General features: G+C 65.9%; 23 protein-coding genes. 14 read left to right on the top strand and 9 right to left on the bottom strand.

The features are described 5' to 3' along the window. The first annotated feature begins 58 nt into the window (after nucleotides 1–58). The 4 genes from SPYCW_RS13075 (at nucleotide 59) to SPYCW_RS13090 (ending at nucleotide 3,023) form a co-directional block, all read left to right on the top strand. The gene (locus SPYCW_RS13075) at nucleotides 59–313 is read left to right on the top strand and encodes a NepR family anti-sigma factor (protein ID WP_120217133.1); all 255 of its coding nucleotides are present in this window, start codon (nucleotides 59–61) and stop codon (nucleotides 311–313) included. After that, on the top strand, nucleotides 313–942 hold the full coding sequence (locus SPYCW_RS13080) for a sigma-70 family RNA polymerase sigma factor (RefSeq protein ID WP_120217134.1): 630 nt from the start codon (nucleotides 313–315) through the stop codon (nucleotides 940–942). The genes SPYCW_RS13075 and SPYCW_RS13080 overlap by 1 nt, the downstream gene beginning before the upstream one ends. A 70-nt stretch (nucleotides 943–1,012) precedes the next feature. Beyond that, entirely contained in the window at nucleotides 1,013–2,185 is a 1,173-nt protein-coding gene (locus SPYCW_RS13085) for a PQQ-dependent sugar dehydrogenase (RefSeq protein ID WP_120217135.1), read from the top strand. An 88-nt stretch (nucleotides 2,186–2,273) separates the two neighbouring features. Further along, the gene (locus tag SPYCW_RS13090; RefSeq protein ID WP_120217136.1) at nucleotides 2,274–3,023 is read left to right on the top strand and encodes an esterase/lipase family protein; all 750 of its coding nucleotides are present in this window, start codon (nucleotides 2,274–2,276) and stop codon (nucleotides 3,021–3,023) included. Here the strand turns inward: SPYCW_RS13090 and SPYCW_RS13095 are convergent, their stop codons facing one another. After that, the gene (locus tag SPYCW_RS13095) at nucleotides 3,024–3,536 is read right to left on the bottom strand and encodes a GNAT family N-acetyltransferase (RefSeq protein WP_120217137.1); all 513 of its coding nucleotides are present in this window, start codon (nucleotides 3,534–3,536) and stop codon (nucleotides 3,024–3,026) included. A gap of 180 nt (nucleotides 3,537–3,716) precedes the next feature. Further along, nucleotides 3,717–4,220 carry a GNAT family N-acetyltransferase gene (locus tag SPYCW_RS13100; RefSeq protein ID WP_120217138.1) on the bottom strand — a complete coding sequence of 168 codons (504 nt, stop codon included), beginning with the start codon at nucleotides 4,218–4,220 and terminating at the stop codon, nucleotides 3,717–3,719. A 52-nt stretch (nucleotides 4,221–4,272) separates the two neighbouring features. Here SPYCW_RS13100 and SPYCW_RS13105 point away from each other — a divergent pair, with 52 nt between their 5' ends. The 4 genes from SPYCW_RS13105 to SPYCW_RS13120 all read left to right on the top strand — a co-directional run bounded on the left by SPYCW_RS13105 (nucleotide 4,273) and on the right by SPYCW_RS13120 (nucleotide 7,311). Then, nucleotides 4,273–4,734: an Rrf2 family transcriptional regulator gene (locus tag SPYCW_RS13105; protein WP_120217139.1), complete on the top strand. Its 462-nt coding sequence runs from the start codon at nucleotides 4,273–4,275 to the stop codon at nucleotides 4,732–4,734. Further along, nucleotides 4,727–5,422: a class I SAM-dependent methyltransferase gene (locus SPYCW_RS13110; protein ID WP_120217140.1), complete on the top strand. Its 696-nt coding sequence runs from the start codon at nucleotides 4,727–4,729 to the stop codon at nucleotides 5,420–5,422. The genes SPYCW_RS13105 and SPYCW_RS13110 overlap by 8 nt, the downstream gene beginning before the upstream one ends. A gap of 94 nt (nucleotides 5,423–5,516) precedes the next feature. Then, on the top strand, nucleotides 5,517–6,839 hold the full coding sequence (locus SPYCW_RS13115; protein ID WP_172595494.1) for a S41 family peptidase: 1,323 nt from the start codon (nucleotides 5,517–5,519) through the stop codon (nucleotides 6,837–6,839). Beyond that, the gene (locus SPYCW_RS13120; protein ID WP_172595495.1) at nucleotides 6,823–7,311 is read left to right on the top strand and encodes a MarR family winged helix-turn-helix transcriptional regulator; all 489 of its coding nucleotides are present in this window, start codon (nucleotides 6,823–6,825) and stop codon (nucleotides 7,309–7,311) included. Before SPYCW_RS13115 ends, SPYCW_RS13120 begins: the two co-directional genes overlap by 17 nt. On the opposite strand, the gene SPYCW_RS13125 is transcribed toward SPYCW_RS13120, so the two are convergent. Both SPYCW_RS13125 and SPYCW_RS13130 read right to left on the bottom strand, forming a co-directional pair. Beyond that, complete coding sequence (locus tag SPYCW_RS13125) at nucleotides 7,308–7,700, bottom strand: acyl-CoA thioesterase (protein WP_120217143.1); 393 nt, start codon at nucleotides 7,698–7,700, stop codon at nucleotides 7,308–7,310. The genes SPYCW_RS13120 and SPYCW_RS13125 overlap by 4 nt on opposite strands. 186 nt (nucleotides 7,701–7,886) lie before the next feature. Continuing rightward, nucleotides 7,887–9,137 carry a threonine ammonia-lyase gene (locus tag SPYCW_RS13130; RefSeq protein ID WP_120217144.1) on the bottom strand — a complete coding sequence of 417 codons (1,251 nt, stop codon included), beginning with the start codon at nucleotides 9,135–9,137 and terminating at the stop codon, nucleotides 7,887–7,889. Nucleotides 9,138–9,196: 59 nt separating this feature from the next. Here SPYCW_RS13130 and SPYCW_RS13135 point away from each other — a divergent pair, with 59 nt between their 5' ends. The 4 genes from SPYCW_RS13135 (at nucleotide 9,197) to SPYCW_RS13150 (ending at nucleotide 14,198) form a co-directional block, all read left to right on the top strand. Beyond that, complete coding sequence (locus SPYCW_RS13135) at nucleotides 9,197–10,075, top strand: NAD(P)-dependent oxidoreductase (protein WP_120217145.1); 879 nt, start codon at nucleotides 9,197–9,199, stop codon at nucleotides 10,073–10,075. Next, nucleotides 10,072–11,733, top strand: a complete 1,662-nt coding sequence (locus SPYCW_RS13140) for an amidohydrolase (RefSeq protein ID WP_120217146.1) — start codon at nucleotides 10,072–10,074, stop codon at nucleotides 11,731–11,733. Before SPYCW_RS13135 ends, SPYCW_RS13140 begins: the two co-directional genes overlap by 4 nt. Next, entirely contained in the window at nucleotides 11,720–12,982 is a 1,263-nt protein-coding gene (locus SPYCW_RS13145; protein ID WP_172595496.1) for an FAD-dependent oxidoreductase, read from the top strand. The genes SPYCW_RS13140 and SPYCW_RS13145 overlap by 14 nt, the downstream gene beginning before the upstream one ends. Nucleotides 12,983–13,049: 67 nt before the next feature. Next, nucleotides 13,050–14,198, top strand: a complete 1,149-nt coding sequence (locus SPYCW_RS13150) for an alpha-hydroxy acid oxidase (RefSeq protein ID WP_120217148.1) — start codon at nucleotides 13,050–13,052, stop codon at nucleotides 14,196–14,198. A gap of 232 nt (nucleotides 14,199–14,430) precedes the next feature. Here SPYCW_RS13150 and SPYCW_RS13155 read toward each other — a convergent pair whose 3' ends face one another. Beyond that, nucleotides 14,431–15,180: a TorF family putative porin gene (locus SPYCW_RS13155; protein ID WP_120217149.1), complete on the bottom strand. Its 750-nt coding sequence runs from the start codon at nucleotides 15,178–15,180 to the stop codon at nucleotides 14,431–14,433. Nucleotides 15,181–15,241: 61 nt separating this feature from the next. Further along, on the bottom strand, nucleotides 15,242–15,442 hold the full coding sequence (locus SPYCW_RS13160; protein ID WP_120217150.1) for a hypothetical protein: 201 nt from the start codon (nucleotides 15,440–15,442) through the stop codon (nucleotides 15,242–15,244). Between SPYCW_RS13160 and ispG the strand changes: the two genes are divergently transcribed. Then, entirely contained in the window at nucleotides 15,441–16,592 is a 1,152-nt protein-coding gene (ispG, locus tag SPYCW_RS13165; protein WP_120217151.1) for a flavodoxin-dependent (E)-4-hydroxy-3-methylbut-2-enyl-diphosphate synthase, read from the top strand. The two genes, SPYCW_RS13160 and ispG, sit on opposite strands and share 2 nt — an antisense overlap. A gap of 192 nt (nucleotides 16,593–16,784) precedes the next feature. On the opposite strand, the gene pip is transcribed toward ispG, so the two are convergent. Together pip and SPYCW_RS13175 are read right to left on the bottom strand one after the other, a co-directional pair. Continuing rightward, nucleotides 16,785–17,888 (bottom strand): prolyl aminopeptidase, encoded by a 1,104-nt coding sequence (pip, locus tag SPYCW_RS13170; RefSeq protein WP_120217152.1) that lies wholly within the window; start codon nucleotides 17,886–17,888, stop codon nucleotides 16,785–16,787. Nucleotides 17,889–17,966: 78 nt separating this feature from the next. Continuing rightward, nucleotides 17,967–18,692, bottom strand: coding sequence for a 2OG-Fe(II) oxygenase (locus tag SPYCW_RS13175; RefSeq protein WP_120218298.1), 726 nt, complete (start codon nucleotides 18,690–18,692; stop codon nucleotides 17,967–17,969). 145 nt (nucleotides 18,693–18,837) lie between these two features. On the opposite strand from SPYCW_RS13175, the gene SPYCW_RS13180 reads away from it, so the two are divergent. Then, nucleotides 18,838–20,496, top strand: coding sequence for a M28 family metallopeptidase (locus SPYCW_RS13180; protein ID WP_120217153.1), 1,659 nt, complete (start codon nucleotides 18,838–18,840; stop codon nucleotides 20,494–20,496). A gap of 61 nt (nucleotides 20,497–20,557) precedes the next feature. Here the strand turns inward: SPYCW_RS13180 and SPYCW_RS13185 are convergent, their stop codons facing one another. Next, a complete protein-coding gene (locus tag SPYCW_RS13185) occupies nucleotides 20,558–21,385 on the bottom strand; it encodes a hypothetical protein (RefSeq protein ID WP_145985987.1) in 828 nt (275 codons plus the stop codon). Nucleotides 21,386–21,407 lie beyond the last annotated feature (22 nt).

Here is a 21,407-nt window from a genome sequence, read left to right on the forward strand (position 1 = left end):
TTCGTCGCAAAAAAAGCAACTGCCGGGAACCCGCGGCGCTTTTCGTCGTTGCTCCGACATGGCTACGCAAGGCAACAACAGGTCGAACGGCACGGGCACCCCGCCCCCGGGGGCTGATGCGCCAAATCGCAAGCAAGGAAGCTTTCCCGGCACCGACAGCGATGAATGGCATCGCACGCTGACCGGTCGCCAGGCGCCCGAGCCTGTCAGCGCCAAGCTGCGGATGATCTATGGCAACATCGTCTCCGAACAATTGCCCGATCAGATGCTCGACCTCTTGTCGCAACTCGATCAGAAAAGTCCGAAGCGGTAATGGCTGCGTCCGCTGCTGCGGCGCCGACCGGCGGAAGCCTGTCCGACGCCGAATTCAAGACATTGCTCGCCGCCGTCATCCCGCATCTGCGCGCCTATGGCCGCAGCCTGTCGGGCAATCCCGACCTCGCCGATGACCTGACACAGGACACGATGGTCAAGGCCTGGGCGTCGCGCGATCGATTTGAGCGCGGCACGTCGATCAAGGCGTGGACGTTCGTCATCCTGCGCAATACGTTTCTGTCGCAAATGCGCCGCAACAAGTTCGTCGGCGAATATGACGAAACGGCGGTTGAACGCACGATGTCGACCCCGGCCAGCCAGGAAGACAGCGGCGAAATGGCCGACCTGCAACGCGGGCTGATGGAATTGCCGCAGGACCAGCGCGAGGCGCTGATCCTCGTCGGTGCGGGCGGCATGTCTTATGAAGAGGCCGCCAGCATCTGCGACTGCGCGCTCGGCACGATGAAAAGCCGCGTATCGCGTGCGCGCACCGCGCTCGAAGAAATCATGAACAGCGGGCAATTTTCGCAGAAGCGCGCCGATGCGCCGCCCGCCAGCGAGGCCGTCGACGCGATCATGGACAGCGTCGAGACGATCACCGCGCGGCGCGAAGCGGCAAACCGTTAAGCCCTCTCGACTTTGCCGCATTGCCGCGCCAGATTGGCGTATCCCTCCCTAGCAAAGCGAGCTTCTGTCCATGAAATCACTCCCGCTCCTCGCCATCGCCGCCGCGCTTGCGGCGGGCGCTTGCTCGGCCACCACGGCCTCGAGCCAGGCCGCCGACCCCGCCGCGCTCGACGCTTCGGGTGAGCACCCGGCGACCCCGGTCGCCGATGCGCCGTTCACCGTGCGAGAGGTCGCGAGCTTCAACGAACCCTGGGCGATGACCTTCATCCCCGGCACCCGCGCCGCGCTCATCACCGAAAAATCGGGCAAGCTGAAACTCTGGCAAGAAAATGGCCCGACGCTCGATGTCGCGGGCGTTCCGGCGGTGGCCTATGGCGGCCAGGGCGGTTTGGGTGACGTCATCGTTGCGCCCGATTTCGCGACGAGCGGGACCGTCTATCTGAGCTGGGCCGAAGCCGGCGCCGGCGACACTGCCGGCGCGGTCGTCGGCATGGCGAAGCTGGTGCAGGGCACCGCGCCGCGGCTGGAGGGGCTGAAAAGGATCTGGACGCAGTCACCCAAGGTCAGCGGCAAAGGCCATTATTCGCACCGCCTCGCCTTTTCGCCCGACGGGCAATATCTGTTCATCGGATCGGGCGACCGGCAAAAGATGGAACCGGCGCAGGACAAGAGCGGCACGCTGGGCAAGATCGTCCGGCTCAAACCCGATGGCAGCGTACCGGGCGACAATCCGTTCGCGGCCGAGGGCGGCGTCACGGCGCAGATATGGTCGCTGGGCCACCGCAACATCCTTGGCCTTACCTTCGACGGCGCGGGCAAGCTGTGGAACCAGGAAATGGGACCGCGTCACGGCGATGAAATCAACCTTGTCGAACGCAGCGCCAACTATGGCTGGCCGGTCGTGTCGAACGGCGACCATTATAATGGCAGCGCGATCCCCGACCACCCGACGCGGCCCGAATTTGCGGCGCCGAAGCTGTGGTGGAACCCCGCGGTTTCGCCCGGCGGGCTCGCCTGGTACGGCGGCGACCTGTATCCCGGCTGGAAGAACAGCCTGCTGATGGGCGCCCTGTCGGGCGAAGGCCTCGTCCGCGCCAGCATCGATGGCGAGCGGCTGAGCAAGGCCGATCGCTGGGACTTCGGCACCCGCATCCGCGAGGTCGAGGTGCGCGATGACGGGACCGTATGGCTGCTGACCGACGGCGAGAATGGCAAGCTGGTCAAGCTGGTTCCGAAGAAATAGCGGTGTTTGTGCGAAGGCCGGGGTTCGCCGTCCTCCGCGTCCGGACCCGCCGCTTTCGCCGCGCATCCGGCCCGCCTATATCGTTCCCATGATCCGCGGCTTCCTCACTCGGCGCGCCGAATGGCCCGCGCGCATTCCAGATCCCGACGCGCTGCCGCCGCTGGGGCTGCTGTGGCGCGAAATGACCAGCCTCGCGCGTGCGCTCTGGGGCCGCATCCGCCCGATGCCCGCCGAGCCCAATCCCGACAGCGATCATCCGCCGGTGATGGTGCTGCCGGGGTTCCTCTCAGGCGATTGGGCGACCAAGGCGCTGCGCGCCGACCTGCGCCGTGCGGGCTTTCGCTGCTACGCTTGGGGGCTCGGCTTCAACCGCGGCGCCACCCCCGACATCATCGAGCGGATCGACAGCCGCGTGCAATGGATCATCGATCGCACCGGTCAGGCTCCCGCGCTGGTCGGCTGGAGCCTTGGCGGCATTTACGCGCGCGAATATGCCAAGCATCACCCGCACAAGGTCGCCCGCGTCGTCACCCTCGGCTCGCCCTTTTCGGGCAGCCGCCGCGCCAATCGGGCCTGGCGCCTCTACAACCTGGTCGCGCGCCATCCGGTCGACAATCCGCCGATTGACTTCCACCCCGCCCCGCGCCCCGAAATGCCGACCTTTGCCTTATGGTCGGCCTATGACGGCGTCGTCGCGGTGGGCAGCGCGCGCGGCCAGCCGCACGAAAGCGATCGCCAGGTCGAGGTCGATTGCGGCCATATGGGCTTTGCCTATGCGCCGACGTCGGTGGCGGCGATCGTCAAGGCGCTGAAGGAAGATGTGGCGCGCGCGGATTGATCAACACACGTCGATCCCGGCACCGGGGCGCCATTTCATCACCTTGCGCCCGGGCCGCCGCCCCGCCTGCCCTGTCGCCAGAAACCCGATCCGGCGCAGCAGCGCGCGCGAGCGTTCGTTGTCGGGATGGCATTCGGCGATGATCGCAGCGCTTGGGCGCGACGCCGCGATTTCGCGCACGACCGCCTCGACCGCCTCGGTCGCCAGTCCCTGCCCGCGCGCAGACGCCGCGAACCAGTAACCGACCTCGACCATATGCGCATCGCGGCGGTGGACGCCGATCACGCCGTGCAGCCGCCCCTCGCGGCGGTCGCGCACCGCGTGGAACACGTCGCCGCCACCCGACCCCGCGATCAACGCGCGCGCGTCGGTCGCGGTGAAGGGCGCGGGCAGGAAATCGACGCGATCGGTCACCGAAGCGTCGGTGATTGCGGCCAGCGCCGCGGCATCATCGGCGTGCAAGGGCGCGATGCGGCACCGTGCGGTCGAAAGGGCAAGCAAAGTGTCGGTCATGTCGCGTCTTCTTCAAAAAGCGCGCCGCAGCCGGGGATCATGGTGTGATGATGTGATGACAACCATTCGCCTTCCGGTCACGGCGGCGATGGTCAAAGGTGATGCCATGCCGCTCCTAGGTAAAGGAGCGCCAATATGCCTTGAATCGGGTGGATCGGTTGCTGGTCATCGTCGGCGGGGCTAATCGCTCGGTCGCTGCGGGTCAAGCATGCGGTACATGACCAACGCATCGACCAGGCCGTGCGCCGGATGTGCGAAGGCGCCGGGCAATCGCCCGACAGTCTGGAACCCCAGCGACTGCCAAAGGCGTACCGCGCGATCATTGGTCGCGACGACGAAGTTGAATTGCATCGCGCGGAAACCGCGATCGCGCGCTTCGGTCAGGCTATGCTCGGCCATCGCCCGCGCGACCCCGCGTCCCGTGGCCGATGCCGCGGTAATATAGCCGCAGTTCGCGACATGCGCACCGCCGCCCGCCCGGTTGGAGTGGAGATAATAGGTGCCGACAATGGCACCGTCGGCTTCGGCAACGAACACCGCCTTCCCCACACCGAACCAATAGGCCATCGCCTCCGCCTCGGTCATGTCGCGATCGAGGGTGTAGGTTTCGCCGGCGCGGATCGTGGGGCCGATGATCGCCCAGATTGCGGCGGCATCGGCGGGCGTGGCGGGGCGTATCTGCATATCCCGGCCTCTATCGATTGACAGGGCGTTTTCACGTATTATTTAAAGTTACATGAACCGCGACAGCCGACTTTCGGGCGTGCTCCACGTCCTCCTCCACATGGCAGAGCGGCGCGATCCGATGACGTCGGAGGCGCTGGCGCAGGCGATGCAGACGCATCCCGTGGTGATCCGCCGGATCCTCGGCGGTTTGCGCGATGCGGGGTTCGTCCGCTCCGAAAAGGGCCATGGCGGCGGCTGGACGATCCAGCGCGCGCTTGGCGATATCACGATGCGCGACATCTATGATGCGATCGGCCGCCCCGCGCTGATGGCGATGGGCCACCGCACCGACGCGCCCGGATGCCTGGTCGAGCAGGCGGTCAACGCCGCGCTCGACACCAGCTTTCGCGACGCGGAGGCGTTGCTGCTCGAACGGTTCGCGCAAGTGACGCTCGCCGAACTCGCCGCCGACTTCCACGCCCGCATGGCGGCGCGCCCGGCAACGTCAGTAAAGGACCATGTTCATGGCTGAAGGCGCCCAGCATTTCCTCGACCATTTCAACGATGCCGATGCGGTTGCGCGCTACGCCGACGGCCCGAGCCGCTTCGTTCCCGGCTTCGACGTGCTCCATCGGATGACCGGGCTGCTGCTCGCCGAACGCGTGCCCGCCGACGCGCGCATTCTCGTGCTCGGGGCTGGCGGCGGCCTCGAGCTCAAGGCGATGGCCGAGGCCTATCCCGGCTGGACCTTCACCGGCGTCGATCCCGCAGCCGCGATGCTGCGCCTTGCCGCGCACACGCTGGGCGCCAACGCCGATCGCGCCGAACTGGTCGAGGGCTATATCGACGACGCGCCTCCCGGCCCCTTCGATGGCGCCGTCTGCCTGCTCACCCTGCATTTCCTCGCCACCGACGAGCGCGTCCGGACCGCGGCCCAAATCCGCGCGCGGTTGAAACCCGGCGCGCCATTCATCGCCGCGCATGGCAGCTTCCCGCAAGGCCCGGACGAACGCGACCGCTGGCTCGATCGCTACGCGTCCTATGCCATCGCCTCGGGCGCCGACCCCGACCAGACCGCCACCGCCCGCGCCGCCGTCGCCGCGCATGTCGCGATGTTGAGCCCGGAGGCGGACGAAGCCGTCTTGCGCGACGCGGGCTTCACCGGCGTCGAGCAATTTTACGCGGCGTTCACCTGGCGCGGCTGGGTCGCCTACGCCTGACACCGAGCCGTTTTGGCGCTTGCCGAGTGAATTTATACAATATATTGCGCAATATATTGTATAACTGAGTCGCGGGTGAATATTGATGCTTCCCATGAAAAAATTCGGATCGGCTGCGGTCGTTGCGGCCGCGTGGCTACTCGGCGTCGGCGCCACTGGCGAGGCGCCGTTGACGCCCGCCGACCGGCAACGGGTGGTCGAGCAGCTTGGGCAGACATTGGAGGCCAATTACGTCTTTGCCGACAAGGCCAAGACGCTCGCCGCCACGCTGCGCGCCAATCTCGACAAGGGCGACTATGACGGCGCGCAGGACAAGGACGCACTCGCGCAGGCGCTGACCAAAGATCTGGTCGCGGCCAGCAACGACCTCCATTTCTTCGTCGGCGTCGATCCGAAGTTCGCCGCCGACTATGCCGCGCGGAAAGATCCCGCGCGCGCCGCCGAATTGCGCGAAAGCGACCGGCGGGACGAGGCCCGCAAAAACTTTGGCTTCACCGACCTGCGCCGGCTCGAGGGCAATATCGCCTATGTCGGAATGTCGCATTTTGCCGACCCCGAACTCGGTTATGACGCGGCCGCCGCCGCGATGCGCTTTATCGAGAACAGCGACGCGGTGATCTATGACATGCGCTACAATAATGGCGGGCATCTTGAGATGGCGCAGCTGCTTGCGAGCCAGCTGTTCCGGGCCGACAAGGATCAGGAGCTGTTCGATTATTATTACACCGACGATGGCCGCCGCGTCGCCCGCGGCCAATGGGTGCTCCCCGCCCTTCCCGCCAAACGCCTGACCGGCAAACCCGTCTATGTGCTGACGTCCTCGACCAGCTTTTCGGCGGCGGAATGGTTCGGCTATTCGCTGCAAAAGCTCGGCCGCGCGACGCTGGTCGGCGAGCGCACGGCGGGCGGCGCGCACCCGGTCGACCGCAAGCCGGTGGGGACCGACTTTTTCGTGCAGGTGCCGATCGGCCAGATCCACGATCCCGTCGATCGCGGCGATTTCGAAGGGCGCGGTGTCACCCCCGATCATCGGGTTGCATCCGCCGACGCGCTGATCGTTGCCCATCGCATGGCGATGGCGGACGTGGCAAAGGCCGATCCCGCGAAACAGGCCGACGCCGACTGGTTTGCGCCGACGCTTGCCGCGCGCGTCAAGCCGGTCCAGCTGACGCCCGCCGAAATGAAAGCGGTCGCCGGACGCTATGACGGTCGGCAGATCGCCATGGAGGACGGCAAGCTGCTCTACACCTGGCGCGAGCGTTTCCGTGCCACGCTCGAACCGCTCGGCGATGATCTTTTCGCCGTCGAGGGGGTCAGCGATTTCCGCTTCCGTGTTGTGCGCGAGGCGGGCAAGGTCATCGCGCTCGAACGCATCAACCGCGATGGAACGACCAACAGCTATGCCCGCCTCGACTGACCGCGCAGCCGACCTCGACGACATATCGTTCCTCGGTCGGCTCAGCGAGGCCTTGAGCCAGACGATCGAGGACCAGACGCGCGAGCTGTTCGATGCGGCGGGCATCGTCATTCCGGTGCGATCCTGCTCGCTGCTCACCGCGCTGCGGCAGGCGGGGGAGGCGTCGGCGGCAGAGCTGGCGCGAGCGCTGGGGCAGTCGCACCAGCTGGTGATCCAGAAATGCCCGGCGCTGATTCGCCTCGGCCTGATAACCCAGCATCCCGATCCGGCCGACGCGCGCCGCAAACTGTTTCGCCTGACCGAAAAGGGACAGGCGCAAATGGCGATGCAAGACCGATATAGCGAAGAAATTTCCGACGTGTACCGACGGCTCTTCGAAGAGACCGGCGATGTGCATGCGATGATATTGAAAGTCTTGCGGGCGCTCAAAGAGCGGCCGCTTCGCGAACGCACGGCACCGCCATCCCCTTAATCGAGGAACGGCGCCACCACGTCCGCGGTCACGCGCAGCGGCCGCCCGCTTGCCTTGTCGAGCAGCGCCCACACCGTCCGTGCCCGCACATGCACCTTGCCGTCGGCGCCGGTGAATTCCATGAAGCGGTCGAACTTCGCGCCCTGCGGGGTGTCGGCGACCCACGTACGCGCGGTCACCGTTTCGCCGGGACCGAGCGCGCGCAGGTAGTCGATCTCGTGCCGCACCACGACCCAGACATAGGCGTCCTTGTGCGCCTGCGGCGCCGCGGCGTCCCAATGGCCGGTCGCGACCTGTTGGATCCACTGGACCCAGACCGCATTGTTGACATGGCCGAGTTCGTCGATGCTGTCGGGGGTGGCGGTGAGTTGGAGGGTGAAGGATTTCATTGGGTCATATCCTCTACGCCCTCCCCTTCAGGGGAGGGCAGCGAGACTTGCGAACTTGTTCGTTAGTCGCAGCGGGTGGGGGCCAGCGGCCTCGCGCTACGCCGCTGGCCCCCACCCCACTACGACTAGGCAGCAAGCTGCCAAGTCTTCGTTGCCTCTCCCCTGAAGGGGAGGGGCATATTGCGTTTAAGCCAGCTCCACCGTCGTCACCATATAGCCCGCATCGCGCAGCGAGGCGACGAGGCTGTCGAGATGTTCGCGGTCACGCGCCTCGCATTCGATGTCGGTGATCAGCCCTTTGGCGGGCAAGGTCGTGAAGATGCGCTGGTGATAGATTTCGATGATGTTGACCTGTTTCTCGTCGAATAGCTTCATCACCTTGAACAGCGCGCCCGGTCGATCCTGCAAGCGGATGCGCAGCCGCGCGATGCGGCCCGAGCGCGCGAGGTCGCGCAGCAGCACATTGGCGAGCAGGCGGGTGTCGATATTGCCGCCGGTCAGCACCAGCCCGACCTTGCGCCCGGCGAATTCTTCGGGGTGTGCGAGCATCGCGGCGAGCCCGGCGGCGCCGGCACCCTCGACCACCGTTTTTTCGATCTGGAGCAGCAGGCTGACCGCACGCTCCAGATGCCGTTCGGCGACGAGCACGATGTCGTCATTGAGTTCGGCAACGAGCTTGCGGGTGTAGGATCCCGGTTCCTTCACCGCGATGCCCTCGGCCAGCGTATCGCCCTCGCACGCCATGTCGACGCCGTTCAGCTCGGCGTACATCGACGGATAAAGTTCGGCCTGCACGCCAACCAGCCGCATGTCGTTCTTGATCCCGCGCGCCGCGGTGCCCATGCCCGCAAGCAGCCCGCCGCCGCCGATCGGCACGATGAGGGTATCGAGCTCGGGCACGTCCTCGAGCATTTCGAGCGCGACCGTCCCCTGCCCCGCCGCGACATGCGGATGGTCGAACGGATGGACAAAGGTCAGCCCGCGCTCGACCTCCAGCAGCCGCGCATGGGCATAGGCGTCGTCGAAGGTCTCGCCGTGCAGCACGATCGTCGCGCCGTGGCTCGCGGTCTGCGACACTTTCACCTGCGGCGTGGTCTTGGGCATCACGATGGTGACCGGCACGCCCAGCCTTTTGCCATGATAGGCCAGCCCCTGCGCATGATTGCCCGCCGATGCGGCGATCGCGCCGCGGGCCTTGGCTTCCTCGCTCAGCAGCAGCAGCGCATTCAAGGCGCCGCGTTCCTTGTACGCCGCGGTGAATTGCAGATTTTCGAACTTCAGCCACACGTCGGCGCCGACCAGCTCCGAAAGCGTCTGCGACTTCAGCGTCGGCGTGCGCACCACTGCGCCATCAATTCGCTCCGCCGCCGCGCGCACATCGTCGAGGGTGATTGCCGGAAGTTCGGCAGCGGACAGGGTGGGTGCGGTCGTGCTCATGATGCCGCTCGCCCTAGCCTATCTGGCGCACCGCGCAAACCATGGTTATGGATCGTCTTATGAGCGAACAAAAATTGCGCATCAGCTTCATCGGCACCGGCGTCATGGGCGGACCGATGGCGGGCCATCTTGTGAAAGCGGGCCATGACCTCACCGTCTATAACCGCACGCGCGCCAAGGCCGACGCCTGGGTCGCGGCGCATGGCGGCAAGGCGGCATCAACCCCGGCGGAGGCCGCGCGCGATGCCGATGTCGTGCTGACCTGCGTCGGCAACGACGACGATCTGGCGCAGGTCACCTTGGGCCGCGACGGCGCGTTCCGCGCGATGCGCAAGGGCGCCTTGTTCATCGACCATACCACGGTATCGGCGCGGGTCGCCCGCCAGCTGTCGGTCGAAGCCGAAGGGCTTGGCCTGCTGTGCGTCGATGCGCCGGTGTCGGGCGGCGAAGCGGGGGCGCAGAACGGTACGCTGTCGATCATGTGTGGCGGGACCAAGGCGGCTTTCGCGGCTGCCGAGCCGGTGATGCAGGCCTATGCCGCGCGTATGGTCCATATCGGCGGCCCGGGCGCGGGGCAGACGACCAAGATGGTCAACCAGATCGCGATCGCCGGGGTGCTGCAAGGCCTGTCCGAAGCGCTGCGCTTCGCGCAGGCGTCGAAGCTCGACACCGACAAGGTGTTCGAGGCGGTGTCGGGCGGCGCGGCGGCGAGCTGGCAGATGCTCAACCGCTGGGACACGATGGCGAAGGACGAATTCGATTTCGGCTTCGCGGTGGACTGGATGCGCAAAGATTTGGGCCTCGCGCTCGACGAAGCGCGCTCGAACGGCGCGACGATCCCCGTCGCCGCCATCGTCGATCAATTTTATGCCGATGTGCAAAAGGCCGGACACGGCCGCCGCGACACCAGCTCACTCGTAACAAGGTTGCCGAAATGAACCGCCTCCTGCTCACCGCGCTCGCCCTCACCCTCGCCGCCCCCGCGCACGCCGACACGCTGGTCGACAATGTCAACGGCATCACGCTCGACAAGGACGGCAAGCTGGTCCGCTTCACCGGGCTGGTCATCGACAAGGACGGCAAGGTCAAAGAGCTGCTCGACCGCAAGGACAAGCGCCCCGAACGCCCCGATTTCAAGGAGGATGGCAAGGGCCGCACCCTGATCCCCGGGCTGATCGACGCGCATGGCCATGTCATGGGACTGGGCTTCCAGCTCATGCTGCTCGATCTGTCCGACACCAACAGCCTTGCCGAAGCACAGGCGGCGATCCGCAAATATGCCGCCGACAATCCCGAAATGCCGTGGATCATCGGGTCGGGATGGAATCAGGAAAAATGGGGGCTGGGCCGGTTCCCGACCGCCGCCGATCTCGACGCCGCCGTGCCGAACCGCCCCGTCTGGCTCGAACGCGTCGATGGCCATGCGGGCTGGGCCAACACCGCCGCGATGACTGCGGCCAAGGTGACCGCGGCCAGCAAGTCGCCCGACGGCGGCCGCATCGAGATGGCGGACGGCAAGCCGAGCGGGGTCTTTGTCGACGCCGCGATGAGCCTGATCGATAGCGCCAAGCCCAAACCGCTCGCCCGCGACCTCGACCGCGCCTTGCTGCTCGCGCAGCAGAAACTGCTCGAACAGGGAATTACCGCGATCGCCGACATGGGGACGTCGATCCTCGACTGGCAGGCATTCCGCCGCGCGGGTGACAAGAAACAGCTCGCCGTCCGCATCCTCAGCTACGGCGGCGACATCGACAATATGGCGATGATCGCGGGCGGCGAACCGACGCCGTGGCTCTACGACGACCGGCTGCGCATGGTCGGGGTCAAGCTCTACCTCGACGGCGCGCTTGGGTCGCGAGGCGCATGGCTGAAGGCGCCGTACAGCGACGCTCCCGGCCAGACCGGCCTGCCCCTGCTCACCCCGGCGCAGCTTCGCAACAAGATGGTGCGCGCGTCGATGGACAAGTTCCAGGTGACGATCCACGCGATCGGCGACGCCGCCAATGCCGAAGCGCTCGATGCGATCGCCGACCTCACCGCAGACTTGCCGGGCGAACGTCGCTGGCGCATCGAACATGCGCAGGTGATCGACCCCGCCGACATCCCGCGCTTCGCCAGCCTGAAGGTCATCGCATCGATGCAGCCGGTCCACCAGACCAGCGACCGGCTGATGGCCGAGACACGGCTCGGCCCCGACCGGCTGAAGGGCGCTTATGCCTGGCGCAGCCTGCAAGCCGCGGGCGCGCGCCTCGCCTTTGGTTCCGACGTCCCGGTCGAAAGCGCCGATCCCTTTGCCGGCCTTGCCGCCGCCATTTCGCGCACCGACGCGAACGGCCAGCCCTTCGGCGGCTGGCGGCCCGAGGAAGCGGTGAACCGCGAAGCGGCGCTCGACGGCTTCACCCGCACCGCGGCCTACGCCGCCTTCGCCGAGGACCGCATCGGCACGCTGATGCCGGGGATGCGCGCCGACTTCCTGATGATCGAAGCCGACCCGATGCTCGCCAGCCCCGACGAAATTCGCAAGATGGTGCCGCTCGAAACCTGGATCGGCGGCTATCGCTATTACAAAAGGGACGCGCCGGGTGGCGGGCGATAGCGCCCCCAGCCGGCGGGCGCTGCTGACCGGGCTCGCCGCGCTGCCGGTCGCGGCAACTGCCGTGGCCGCCGAGCGCCGGTCCAAAAAACGCAAACCCGCCAAGCCCAAGGTCCAGCACGTCGATGTCGCGATCATCGGCGCCGGGGTTTTCGGGGCGTGGACCGCCTGGCACCTCATCCGCGCGGGCAAGAGCGTCCGCCTGTTCGACGCCTATGGCGCGGGGCATGTCCGCTCGTCTTCGGGCGGCGAGAGCCGGGTCATCCGCATGGGCTATGGCGCCGACACCATCTATTCGGACATGGCGCGCGAATCGCTGCCTTATTGGAAAGCGCTGTCCGACAGCGCCAGCGCGCCGATTTTTCACAACACCGGCGTGCTGTGGTTCGGACCCGCGGGCGATGCCTATACCGCGCAGTCGCTGGCGTGGCTTCAGGCCAATCGCGTCGGGCACGAGCATGGCGACGTGCGCTGGCTGCAGGACAAATATCGCCAGATCCAATTTTATCAGGGCGAGACGGGCATCCTCGAAACCGAATGCGGCGCGCTGATCGCCGGGCGCGGCGTACAGGAAGTCATCGCCGATGCACAGATCGCGGTCGAGCGCGTCGTGATGCCCGCGCCCCTGCTGTCGAAACGGATCAAGCGCCACAGCCTGCCCGACGGCGGCACCGCCGATCATCTCGTCTATGCTGCGGGGCCGTGGCTCGCCGAACTCTTCCCGCAGCAGTTGATGGGACGGATCGTCGCGACGCGGCAGGAGGTTTATCATTTCGGCGCGCCGCAGGGCGACACCCGCTTTGCCCCGCCCGAACTGCCGGTGTGGGCCGACAACAGCAACAACGGCATTTTCTATGGCATCCCCGACCTTGAGGGGGCCGGGTTCAAGATCGCGATCGACCGCCACGGCTCGGCGATCGACCCCGACACGATGGAGCGCACCCTGACCCCGGCGGGGATCGCCGAGGCGCGCGCCTATATCGCGCGCCGCTTCCCTGCCCTCGCCTCGGCACCGCTGATCGGCGGGCGCGTCTGCCAATATGAGAATAGCTCGAACGGCGATTATCTGATCGACCGCTTTCCGGGGCAGGAGCGCGTCTGGCTGGTCGGCGGCGGATCGGGGCACGGGTTCAAGAACGGCCCCGCGGTCGGCAAGCGGGTCGCGGCGCATATCCTCGATGCGAAGTTGGCGGTCGAACCGCGCTTCAGCTTCGCGACCAAGGGGACGGTCGCGGCGCGGACGGTGTTCTGATGCGCGGCGCGACCCTCTACTCCCGTTCGTGTCGAGCGAAGTCGAGACACGAACGGAGCCATGAAAAGTGAAACTCACCGACTGCCACAATATCGACGACTTCCGCGCCCTCGCCAAGCGCCGCCTGCCCTGGCCGGTGTTCGATTACATCGATGGCGCCGCCGACGACGAGGTCACCCGCCGCCGCAACCGCGCCGCGTTCGACGACTGCGACCTGATCCCGCGCGTCCTCGCCGGGGTCGAAAGCGTCGATATGCGCACCACCTTGTTCGGGTGCGAGATGGCGATGCCGCTGTTCCTGTCGCCGACCGCGCTGCAGCGCCTGTTCCACTGGCAGGGCGAGCGCGCGGTGCTGCGCGCCGCCGCGAACGCCGGGACGATGGCGGGTATCTCCAGCCTCGCCACGATCAGCCTTGCCGAAGCGGGCGCGCTGACGGGCGGTCCCAAGCTGTTCCAGCTCTATGTCCACAAGGATGAAGGGCTCAATCGCGCGATGCTGGCCGCAGCGCGCGATGCGAAGTTCGACGCCGTCGCGCTCACCGTCGATACGATCGTCGGCGGCAACCGCGAACGCTGCCTGCGCTCGGGCTTCACTTCGCCGCCGCGCTTCACGCCGGGCAATATGCTGAGCTACGCCGCCAAGCCCGGCTGGGGACTGAACTATGTGCTGCGCGAGAAATTCAGCCTGCCGAACCTTGCGACGCATGTGTCGGAGGGATCGAGCGTCCCCAAATCGGTCGCCGACTATTTCACCTCGATGCTCGACCAGAGTCTCGACTGGCAGCGCGCCGAAGCCATCCGCAAGCAGTGGGACGGCCCCTTCTGCCTGAAAGGCATCGTCGCGGTCGAGGATGCGCGGCGCGCGGTCGAGATCGGCGCCACCGCGATCATGGTATCGAACCACGGCGGGCGCCAACTCGACGGCAGCCGCGCCCCGTTCGATGCGCTGGCCGAGATCGTCGATGCGGTCGGCGACAGGATCGAGGTCATCTGCGACGGCGGCATCACCCGCGGCACCCATGTGCTGAAGGCACTGTCGGTCGGCGCCAAGGCCTGTTCGGGCGGCCGCCTTTATCTCTACGCGCTCGCCGCGGCGGGCGAGGATGGCGTCGCGCGCGCCATCGCGCTGCTGCGCGCCGAAATGGAGAGGGGCATGAAATTGATGGGCGCCAAGTCGCTCGCCGACCTGTCGCGCGGCAATCTCCGCTGGCGCTAGAGTCTGTCCTGTTCAGATTTATCCGTAGCCCTGAGCCTGTCGAAGCCTGTCCTGAGCGCCTGCAACGCAGTCGAAGGGGGCGCTTCTCGTCGACAAGCGCCCTTCGACAGGCTCAGGGCTACGGTGACTTGATTCAGGCTGAGCAGGACAGACCCTAGTCGCACGCACGAAAAAGGGGGCGGCCTCCCCCGAAGCCGCCCCCTTCGCGCGTGGTCGCTGACCCGCTAGGCGATCAGAAAGAAAAGCCCAGCGTAAAGACCACGGTTGGATCGAACAGCGTATCGACGGCCTTGATGCCCGACTTTTTGATGTCGGTGTCGATATATTGAACGGTGAAGGTCGCGGGACCAGCGGCGAACGACGCGCCGAGCATCCAGTCGAGGTAATTGCCGCCGGGCGCCAGCGCGCCGAGCGAACCGTCAGTGTAGCCGAGCCCGGCGTTGAGCGTCACCGGGGTGTCGGGGATGCCGTAACCGAGGCCAAGGTTCAGGTAGATATTGTCGTTGCTGCCCAGCGAGTTCTGGTCGGGGGCATAGGCCACCGTGCCGGTTGCCGAAACGGGGCCGATGTCGTGCGACAGCTTGCCGATGATTTCGACATAGTCGCTGGGACCGGCAAAATCTTGATTGCCCGGATAGACATAATAGGTTGCGCCGAGATCAACCGTCGTGCCGGGCGCGATTTCGGTCGCGAAGCCGGCGTAGAGATCGAGTTCATATTTGCCATAGAGGGGGCTGTCGGGAAGCCCCGAGCCCCATGCGCCGACATAGAAGCCACTTTCATGGCTGACGGTCAGCGTCGATTGAACCTCGACCTTTTCGTTCGACAGCGAAATGCCGCGGAACCGGTAATCCGAAACGACCGAAACACCGCCCGAAAGCGAGACCGGGCCGCTGGCTTCTTCTTCCTGGGCGAAGGCGGGCGTCGACATGGCCGACGCGGCGAGCAGCATGCCGAAACACGCTTTGGTAAGAAACTTCATGGGTGATCCCCCTAGTAAAACAACGGATCGTCCCAGCCTGCTGTACGCTGTCCACGCCTCTTTAAAGCGGGCCTGTGACGTCGAACGATTCGAAATTGCCGATTTTGCTGCGCCGCACAAACAAAAATTGCGCCTGCCCATGATTCGGCGACAAACTGTGTCTTTCGCGCAACAGCTTGATCGGAGCGCGCAGGCTTTGCCAAGTCGCCTCGCGACGGCTAAAGAGCGCGCCTGTCCCCTTCTCGATCGAGCCCGAACCCATGAGCGATCACAACCCCGGCCTGCGCCCCTGGCGCGACATCGCGCGGCGCCAATGCCGCCAGATCATGGTTGGCGACGTTCCGGTCGGCGGCGGCGCACCGATCACGGTCCAGACGATGACCAACACGCTGACCAGCGATGCGGTGGCGACGATCGACCAGATTCGTCGCTGCGAGGAAGCGGGCGCCGACCTGATCCGCGTATCATGCCCCGACACCGATTCGACCGCGGCATTGGGCAAGATCGTTCGCGCCGCGCGCATCCCGATCATCGCCGACATCCATTTCCACTATAAGCGCGCCTTGGAAGCCGCCGACGCGGGCGCGGCGTGCCTGCGCATCAACCCCGGCAATATCGGCAGCAGCGAGCGCGTCGGCGAGGTCGTCCGCGCCGCCAAGGCAAATGGCTGCGCGATCCGCATCGGCGTCAATGCCGGCAGCCTCGAGAAAGACCTGCTCGAAAAATATGGCGAGCCCTGCCCCGAGGCGCTGGTCGAAAGCGCGCTCGACCATATCAAGCTGCTCCAGGACCACGACTTCCACGACTATAAGGTCGCGGTGAAGGCGAGCGACGTCTTCCTCGCGGTCGCCGCCTATGCGCAGCTCGCCGACGCGGTTGACTGCCCGCTCCACCTCGGCATCACCGAAGCGGGCGGGCTGATCGGCGGCACGGTCAAATCGGCGCTCGGCATCGGCAACCTCCTCTGGGCCGGGATCGGCGACACGATCCGCGTGAGCCTGTCGGCCGAACCCGAAGAGGAAGTGCGCGTCGGCTATGAAATCCTGAAGTCGCTCGGCCTCCGCACCCGCGGCGTGCGCGTCGTCTCCTGCCCCAGCTGCGCGCGGCAGGGTTTCGACGTCATCCGCACCGTGCAGGCGCTCGAAGAGGCGCTCGGCCACATCAAGACCCCGATGTCGCTCTCGGTCCTCGGCTGCGTCGTCAACGGCCCCGGCGAAGCCCGCGAGACCGACATCGGCATCACCGGCGGCGGCAACGGCAAGCATATGGTGTACCTCTCGGGGGTCACCGACCACCATGTCGCCGATACCGACATGATCGGCCACATCGTCAAGCTGGTCGAGGCCAAGGCCGCCGAGATCGACGCTGGCAACGCGGTCAGCATGGACGTCACGCACGGCAAGGCCGCGTAAGCGCCGCGCCCCTCGACCGATATAAACTTTGGACCAAATATCTGCTCCCCGGCGAAAGCCGGGGCCCAGGGCGTCAAAAAACAAGCGTTGCGTTATGACGCTCTGGACCCCGGCTTTCGCCGGGGAGCAGCTTTTCACTTGTCCAGAGGGGCTTGATTCCAGGACGGGGAACCACTCGCGAAGCGGTCCCGGTCAGGCGTCCTGACCAACCGCCAACGGCGCCAACCCATCCATCACCGCGGTCAAGGCCAACGCATTTTCGCGCTCCATCGCGCTATGCCCGGCGTTGGTGATAATATAGCTCACCGGCTCGGCGCCGGCCGCGCGCAGCGCGGTGACCAGCCGCGACGCCTGCGTCAGCGGACAGACCTCGTCGAAGCGGCCATGAACGATATGGATGGGGATCGCCGCAAGTGTCGCGATATGGTCAAAGAAATGCCCCGCGGGCAGGAACAGGCTATTGGCGAAATAATGCGCCTCGATCTGCGCAAAGCACAAGGCGAAGTCCGCCTCGCCGAACTTGCCGGTATCGGCGGCTTCGGGGATCATGTTCGAAATCACCCCCTCCCACAACGACCAGGTCAGCGCCGCCTCCAGCTGCCGCGCCTTCTCCGCCGCGCTCGTCGGCACCATGTCAAAGATCGCCTTGTACGACGCCATCACATCGCCGCGTTCGGCGGGGGTCAGGACGTTCAGCAGCGCCGCCCATTCGTCGGGATATTTGATATAGGCGCCCGGCGCGGTCAGGCCGAACGGGTCGGCGTCCCACGTCGCGGCATTGCCCTGATACAGATAGTCGAGATCATCGGGCGCGCCGAGGAAGATGCCGCGCAGGATCAGGCTGGCGCAATGCGCGGGATGCGCGATCGCATAGGCCATCGCCAGCGTGCTGCCCCAGCTGCCGCCAAAGACATGCATCGGCCCCGCGATGCCCAGATGGTCGCGCAATTTCTCGATGTCGCCGATCAGGTCGGCGGTGCTATTCTTGGCGAGCGCGACCGCGGGACCGGCTGACGCGACATTGGGCTCGCTCTTGCCGCACCCGCGCTGGTCGAACAGGATGACGCGATAGCGCGCCGGATCGAAAAAACGCGCCATCGCCGGGGCACAGGCGCCGCCGGGGCCGCCGTGCAGGAACATCACCGGCTCGCCCGCAGGATTGCCATATTCCTCCCAATAGACGCGGTGGTCGGGATCGCGGTCGACATCCAGCCAGCCGAAGTTCAGGCACGGCGGCTGCGGATAGACCCAGTCGTCGCCGATCTTGCTGCTCGCCTGAAGCCGAGAAAAATCCATCGCCGCTATCCTCGCTGGTGCCGTTGGGAAAGCACCGGCTTAGCCGCCCCAGCCGCCATGTCCACCCGCCGGGCGGAGTCAGGCCGCGTCGTGAAAGATCACCCCCAGCGTATGCCGCCGCCCCGAGCGGATCGCGCTGACCCCATGGCGCATCGCCACGCGATAATCGCCGCGGCTGCCCGCGACCGGCCGTTCGTTCACCGCAAAGATCACCGCATCGCCCTTGCCCAGCGGCACGACCGCGGCGCGCGACTGCATCCGCGGCCGCTGCTCGGTCAGCACAAATTCGCCACCGGTGAAATCCTCACCCGGCGCCGACAGCAACAACGCGACCTGTACCGGAAACACCTCGGCGCCATAAAGATCGCGGTGCAGGCAATTATAGTCGCCCGGTCCATATTGCAGCAACAGCGGCGTCGGCCGCCCTTGCCCCGCCGCATGACACTGCGCCAGATAGTCGGAATGATCGGCGGGAAAGCGTTCATCGCGCCCCATCCGCTCGTGCCAGCGATTGGCGACCGGCGCGAGCCGCGCATAGAGCGCGCCGCGCAAGCCCGCGACCAGCGGCGGCAGTGGATAGGCGAAATAGCGATACTCGCCGCGCCCGAACCCGTGCCGCGCCATCTGGACATGGCTGCGGAACAGCGCCTCTTCTCCATAGAGCGCCGCGGTGTTGTCGCATTCGTTCGCGGTGAGCAGCCCCGGCAGGACAGCCCATCCCTGCCGGTCAAGCGATGCGGCAATGGCGGGCCAGTCCAGCACCGCAATGCGCGGGGCAACTTCAGGATCGATCGTTTCGGTCATGCAGGACGCCTGCCATGCCGACGCGCCGCCGACGCCCCGTTTCTTGCGGTCAAATCGCACCTCTGCCGCGTGACGATTTGCGCGCTTCAATGCTGCCGCGAAACCGCCTAGGCTGGCGGGCCATCAACCGGGAAGCCCCAACCTCATGACCCTACGCCTCGCCGCCGCCGCGCTCGTCGCTACCGTTTCGGTCCCCGCCATCGCGCAGACTGCGCCCGCTATCGACCCCGCCAACCTCACCGAAACCGTGCGCACGCTCGCCTCCGACCAGTTTCAGGGCCGCGCACCCGGGACGATCGGCGAAGAGCGCACGATCGGCTATCTGATCGGGCGGCTGCAGGCGCTCGGGCTCGAACCCGCGGGGGTCGACGGCGGCTGGACCCAGCCCGTGCCGTTGCTGCACACCCGCCTTGGAACCGCGACGACGCTGGCGTTCGACCGCAAGGGCGCGGCGACGCCGCTCGCTTTCGGCACGGACATCTATGTCTCGACGCTCCAGCCCAAGGATCAGGCGGTTGTACGGAACGCGCCGCTCGTTTTCGTCGGCTATGGCGTCACCGCCCCCGAACGCGGCTGGGACGATTTCAAGGGCCAGGATCTGAAGGGCAAGGTCGCAGTCTTCCTGATCAACGATCCCGATTTCGTCGCGGGCAAGGGCGAAGACGCGTTCGGCAAGTTCGGCGGCCGCACGATGACCTATTATGGTCGCTGGACCTACAAGTTCGAAGAGGCAGCGCGGCGCGGCGCGATCGCGGCACTGATCGTCCATGACACCGAAGGCGTCGGCTATGGCTGGAACGTCGTCAAAAGCGGCGGCGGCGAAAATTACGGCCTCGTCGTACCGCCCGAAAAGATGACGAGCCTTGCGCTGCAGGGCTGGATTTCGGGCGAGACCGCGACGAAATTGTTCGCCGACGCCGGGCAGGATCTCGCGAAACTGCGCATCGCCGCGCGCCGCAAGGACTTCAAACCCATCGATCTTGGCACCGACTTCAACGCAGCCGTCCCGGTGACGCACGCGGTTGTGCAAAGCCAGAACGTCCTCGCGAAGATCCCCGGCGCCAAGCGCCCCGAAGAGGTCGTGATGTATGGCGCGCATTGGGACGCCTATGGCGCGGGCGCACCCGACGAAGCGGGGCGCATCTACCGCGCCGGCGCCAATGACGACGCGCTCGGCGTCGCGGGACTGTTCGAAATCGCGCGCGGCTTCAAGGCCGCGCCGCCGCCCGATCGCAGCATCCTCTTCGCCTTCTGGACCGCCGAGGAACGCGGCCTGCTCGGATCCGAGGCCTATGCGGCGAACCCGCTCTATCCGGTCGAAAAGACCGTCGCCAACCTTGGCCTCGACATCCTGCAGACCGCGGGGCGCGCCAAGGACGTCATCCTGATCGGCAAGGGCCAGGGAACGCTCGAGGATGATCTCGCGCGCGTCGCCGCCGCGCAGGGGCGCACCGTTTCGGTCGAAAGCCTGCCCGAACGCGGGCTATTCTACCGCGCCGACCATTTCAGCATGGCCAAACGCGGCGTCCCCGTGCTGCTGATGATGGGGATCGCGGGTGCCTCCGACCTTGTCAACGGCGGCAAGCCCGCGGGGCAGGCGTGGGTCGATGCCTATACCGGCAAATGCTATCATCAGGCGTGCGACGCCTGGGGTCCGGACTGGAACCTCGACGGCGCGGTGCAGGATATTTCGCTATTCTACACAATCGGCGACGAACTGGCGCGCTCGGGTCGCTGGCCCGGCTGGAAAGCCGGCAGCGAATTCAAGGCGATCCGCGACCAGAGCGCCGCGTCGCGGAAATAGTCCGCCATCGCGACGGCAGCGCAACGCGAGGAAGGCCGAATTGGCGGGTTAGAAAGTCCCGTCAGGCGGCTTTGCAATTTGGGTCGACAAATTTGCCCTTTTTACCGCTGGCAAAATGCCGCGTTCTGGCTAGTCGATACCGGAGCTCAGCAGTCACGGCCTTCTGAACCCAGCTGTCGCCCAGTTTTGCGATCTCGTCAGCCCTGCCCAAGGAATAGACAATATCTCGAATGTCATCCGATTTCGCGCGCCTATCGACCACGCTGCCCGCATACATTGGGTCACCCAGTTCGGATGCGCGAAGTTCCCATTGCCCACGCTTACTTTGGTCCAGCTCTACCCAGAAATAGTGGTTTGCAACATGATATGCAGCCGAAGCATTTTTCCTGCCTGCGCTGCGAATCCAGCTGCTTGGACCGCTACTTGCAGTAGCCAGGGCTGCGCGCGCGCTGCGGAGATTTGCGATGTAGAAATATCTATCGTTGGACCCGCCGGGACCACAGGTAGGAAGCATGTTGCGATTGCGGTATCCGTTTTCCAATAGCCGGATCGCGGCGTCATAGAAAACAAGCTTATGCCGTTTGTCGATGGCACGCTGACCTTCCCACATCCAATCGTCGGCCATGGACACCATCGTATGCGGATCGCCAACGCGGATCGCACGGCTAGCCCATATCTTTCCCTTACGGCGATCCTCACGAACAAGCGCATATTCCTGCCACACTTGTCCAACAGCGCGGATATCGCCTGTGTCGGCTTTTCGGATCAGAGCTCGCAGCTCTTTCTCCGGCATCGGCTCGACGCAGGCGCAAGCGCTGGTCGATGTCCCTAAGAGACCAGAAACGACGATTAAAGCGACTGCAAGAAACAGACCGCTCCACTTACCCATCGCCCTATTCCTCTCCTGCCTG

The sequence above is a fragment of the Sphingopyxis sp. EG6 genome (genome assembly GCF_003609815.1).
Lineage (GTDB): Bacteria > Pseudomonadota > Alphaproteobacteria > Sphingomonadales > Sphingomonadaceae > Sphingopyxis.

Excerpts from the sequence above, each read along its gene's own strand:
- SPYCW_RS13075 (WP_120217133.1), top strand. The coding sequence starts at position 59 with ATGGCTACGCAAGGCAACAACAGGTCGAACGGCACGGGCACCCCGCCC.
- SPYCW_RS13080 (WP_120217134.1), top strand. The coding sequence starts at position 313 with ATGGCTGCGTCCGCTGCTGCGGCGCCGACCGGCGGAAGCCTGTCCGAC.
- SPYCW_RS13085 (WP_120217135.1), top strand. The coding sequence starts at position 1,013 with ATGAAATCACTCCCGCTCCTCGCCATCGCCGCCGCGCTTGCGGCGGGC.
- SPYCW_RS13090 (WP_120217136.1), top strand. The coding sequence starts at position 2,274 with ATGATCCGCGGCTTCCTCACTCGGCGCGCCGAATGGCCCGCGCGCATT.
- SPYCW_RS13095 (WP_120217137.1), bottom strand. The coding sequence starts at position 3,536 with ATGACCGACACTTTGCTTGCCCTTTCGACCGCACGGTGCCGCATCGCG.
- SPYCW_RS13100 (WP_120217138.1), bottom strand. The coding sequence starts at position 4,220 with ATGCAGATACGCCCCGCCACGCCCGCCGATGCCGCCGCAATCTGGGCG.
- SPYCW_RS13105 (WP_120217139.1), top strand. The coding sequence starts at position 4,273 with ATGAACCGCGACAGCCGACTTTCGGGCGTGCTCCACGTCCTCCTCCAC.
- SPYCW_RS13110 (WP_120217140.1), top strand. The coding sequence starts at position 4,727 with ATGGCTGAAGGCGCCCAGCATTTCCTCGACCATTTCAACGATGCCGAT.
- SPYCW_RS13115 (WP_172595494.1), top strand. The coding sequence starts at position 5,517 with ATGAAAAAATTCGGATCGGCTGCGGTCGTTGCGGCCGCGTGGCTACTC.
- SPYCW_RS13120 (WP_172595495.1), top strand. The coding sequence starts at position 6,823 with ATGCCCGCCTCGACTGACCGCGCAGCCGACCTCGACGACATATCGTTC.
- SPYCW_RS13125 (WP_120217143.1), bottom strand. The coding sequence starts at position 7,700 with ATGAAATCCTTCACCCTCCAACTCACCGCCACCCCCGACAGCATCGAC.
- SPYCW_RS13130 (WP_120217144.1), bottom strand. The coding sequence starts at position 9,137 with ATGAGCACGACCGCACCCACCCTGTCCGCTGCCGAACTTCCGGCAATC.
- SPYCW_RS13135 (WP_120217145.1), top strand. The coding sequence starts at position 9,197 with ATGAGCGAACAAAAATTGCGCATCAGCTTCATCGGCACCGGCGTCATG.
- SPYCW_RS13140 (WP_120217146.1), top strand. The coding sequence starts at position 10,072 with ATGAACCGCCTCCTGCTCACCGCGCTCGCCCTCACCCTCGCCGCCCCC.
- SPYCW_RS13155 (WP_120217149.1), bottom strand. The coding sequence starts at position 15,180 with ATGAAGTTTCTTACCAAAGCGTGTTTCGGCATGCTGCTCGCCGCGTCG.
- ispG (WP_120217151.1), top strand. The coding sequence starts at position 15,441 with ATGAGCGATCACAACCCCGGCCTGCGCCCCTGGCGCGACATCGCGCGG.
- SPYCW_RS13160 (WP_120217150.1), bottom strand. The coding sequence starts at position 15,442 with ATGGGTTCGGGCTCGATCGAGAAGGGGACAGGCGCGCTCTTTAGCCGT.
- pip (WP_120217152.1), bottom strand. The coding sequence starts at position 17,888 with ATGGATTTTTCTCGGCTTCAGGCGAGCAGCAAGATCGGCGACGACTGG.
- SPYCW_RS13175 (WP_120218298.1), bottom strand. The coding sequence starts at position 18,692 with ATGACCGAAACGATCGATCCTGAAGTTGCCCCGCGCATTGCGGTGCTG.
- SPYCW_RS13180 (WP_120217153.1), top strand. The coding sequence starts at position 18,838 with ATGACCCTACGCCTCGCCGCCGCCGCGCTCGTCGCTACCGTTTCGGTC.
- SPYCW_RS13185 (WP_145985987.1), bottom strand. The coding sequence starts at position 21,385 with ATGGGTAAGTGGAGCGGTCTGTTTCTTGCAGTCGCTTTAATCGTCGTT.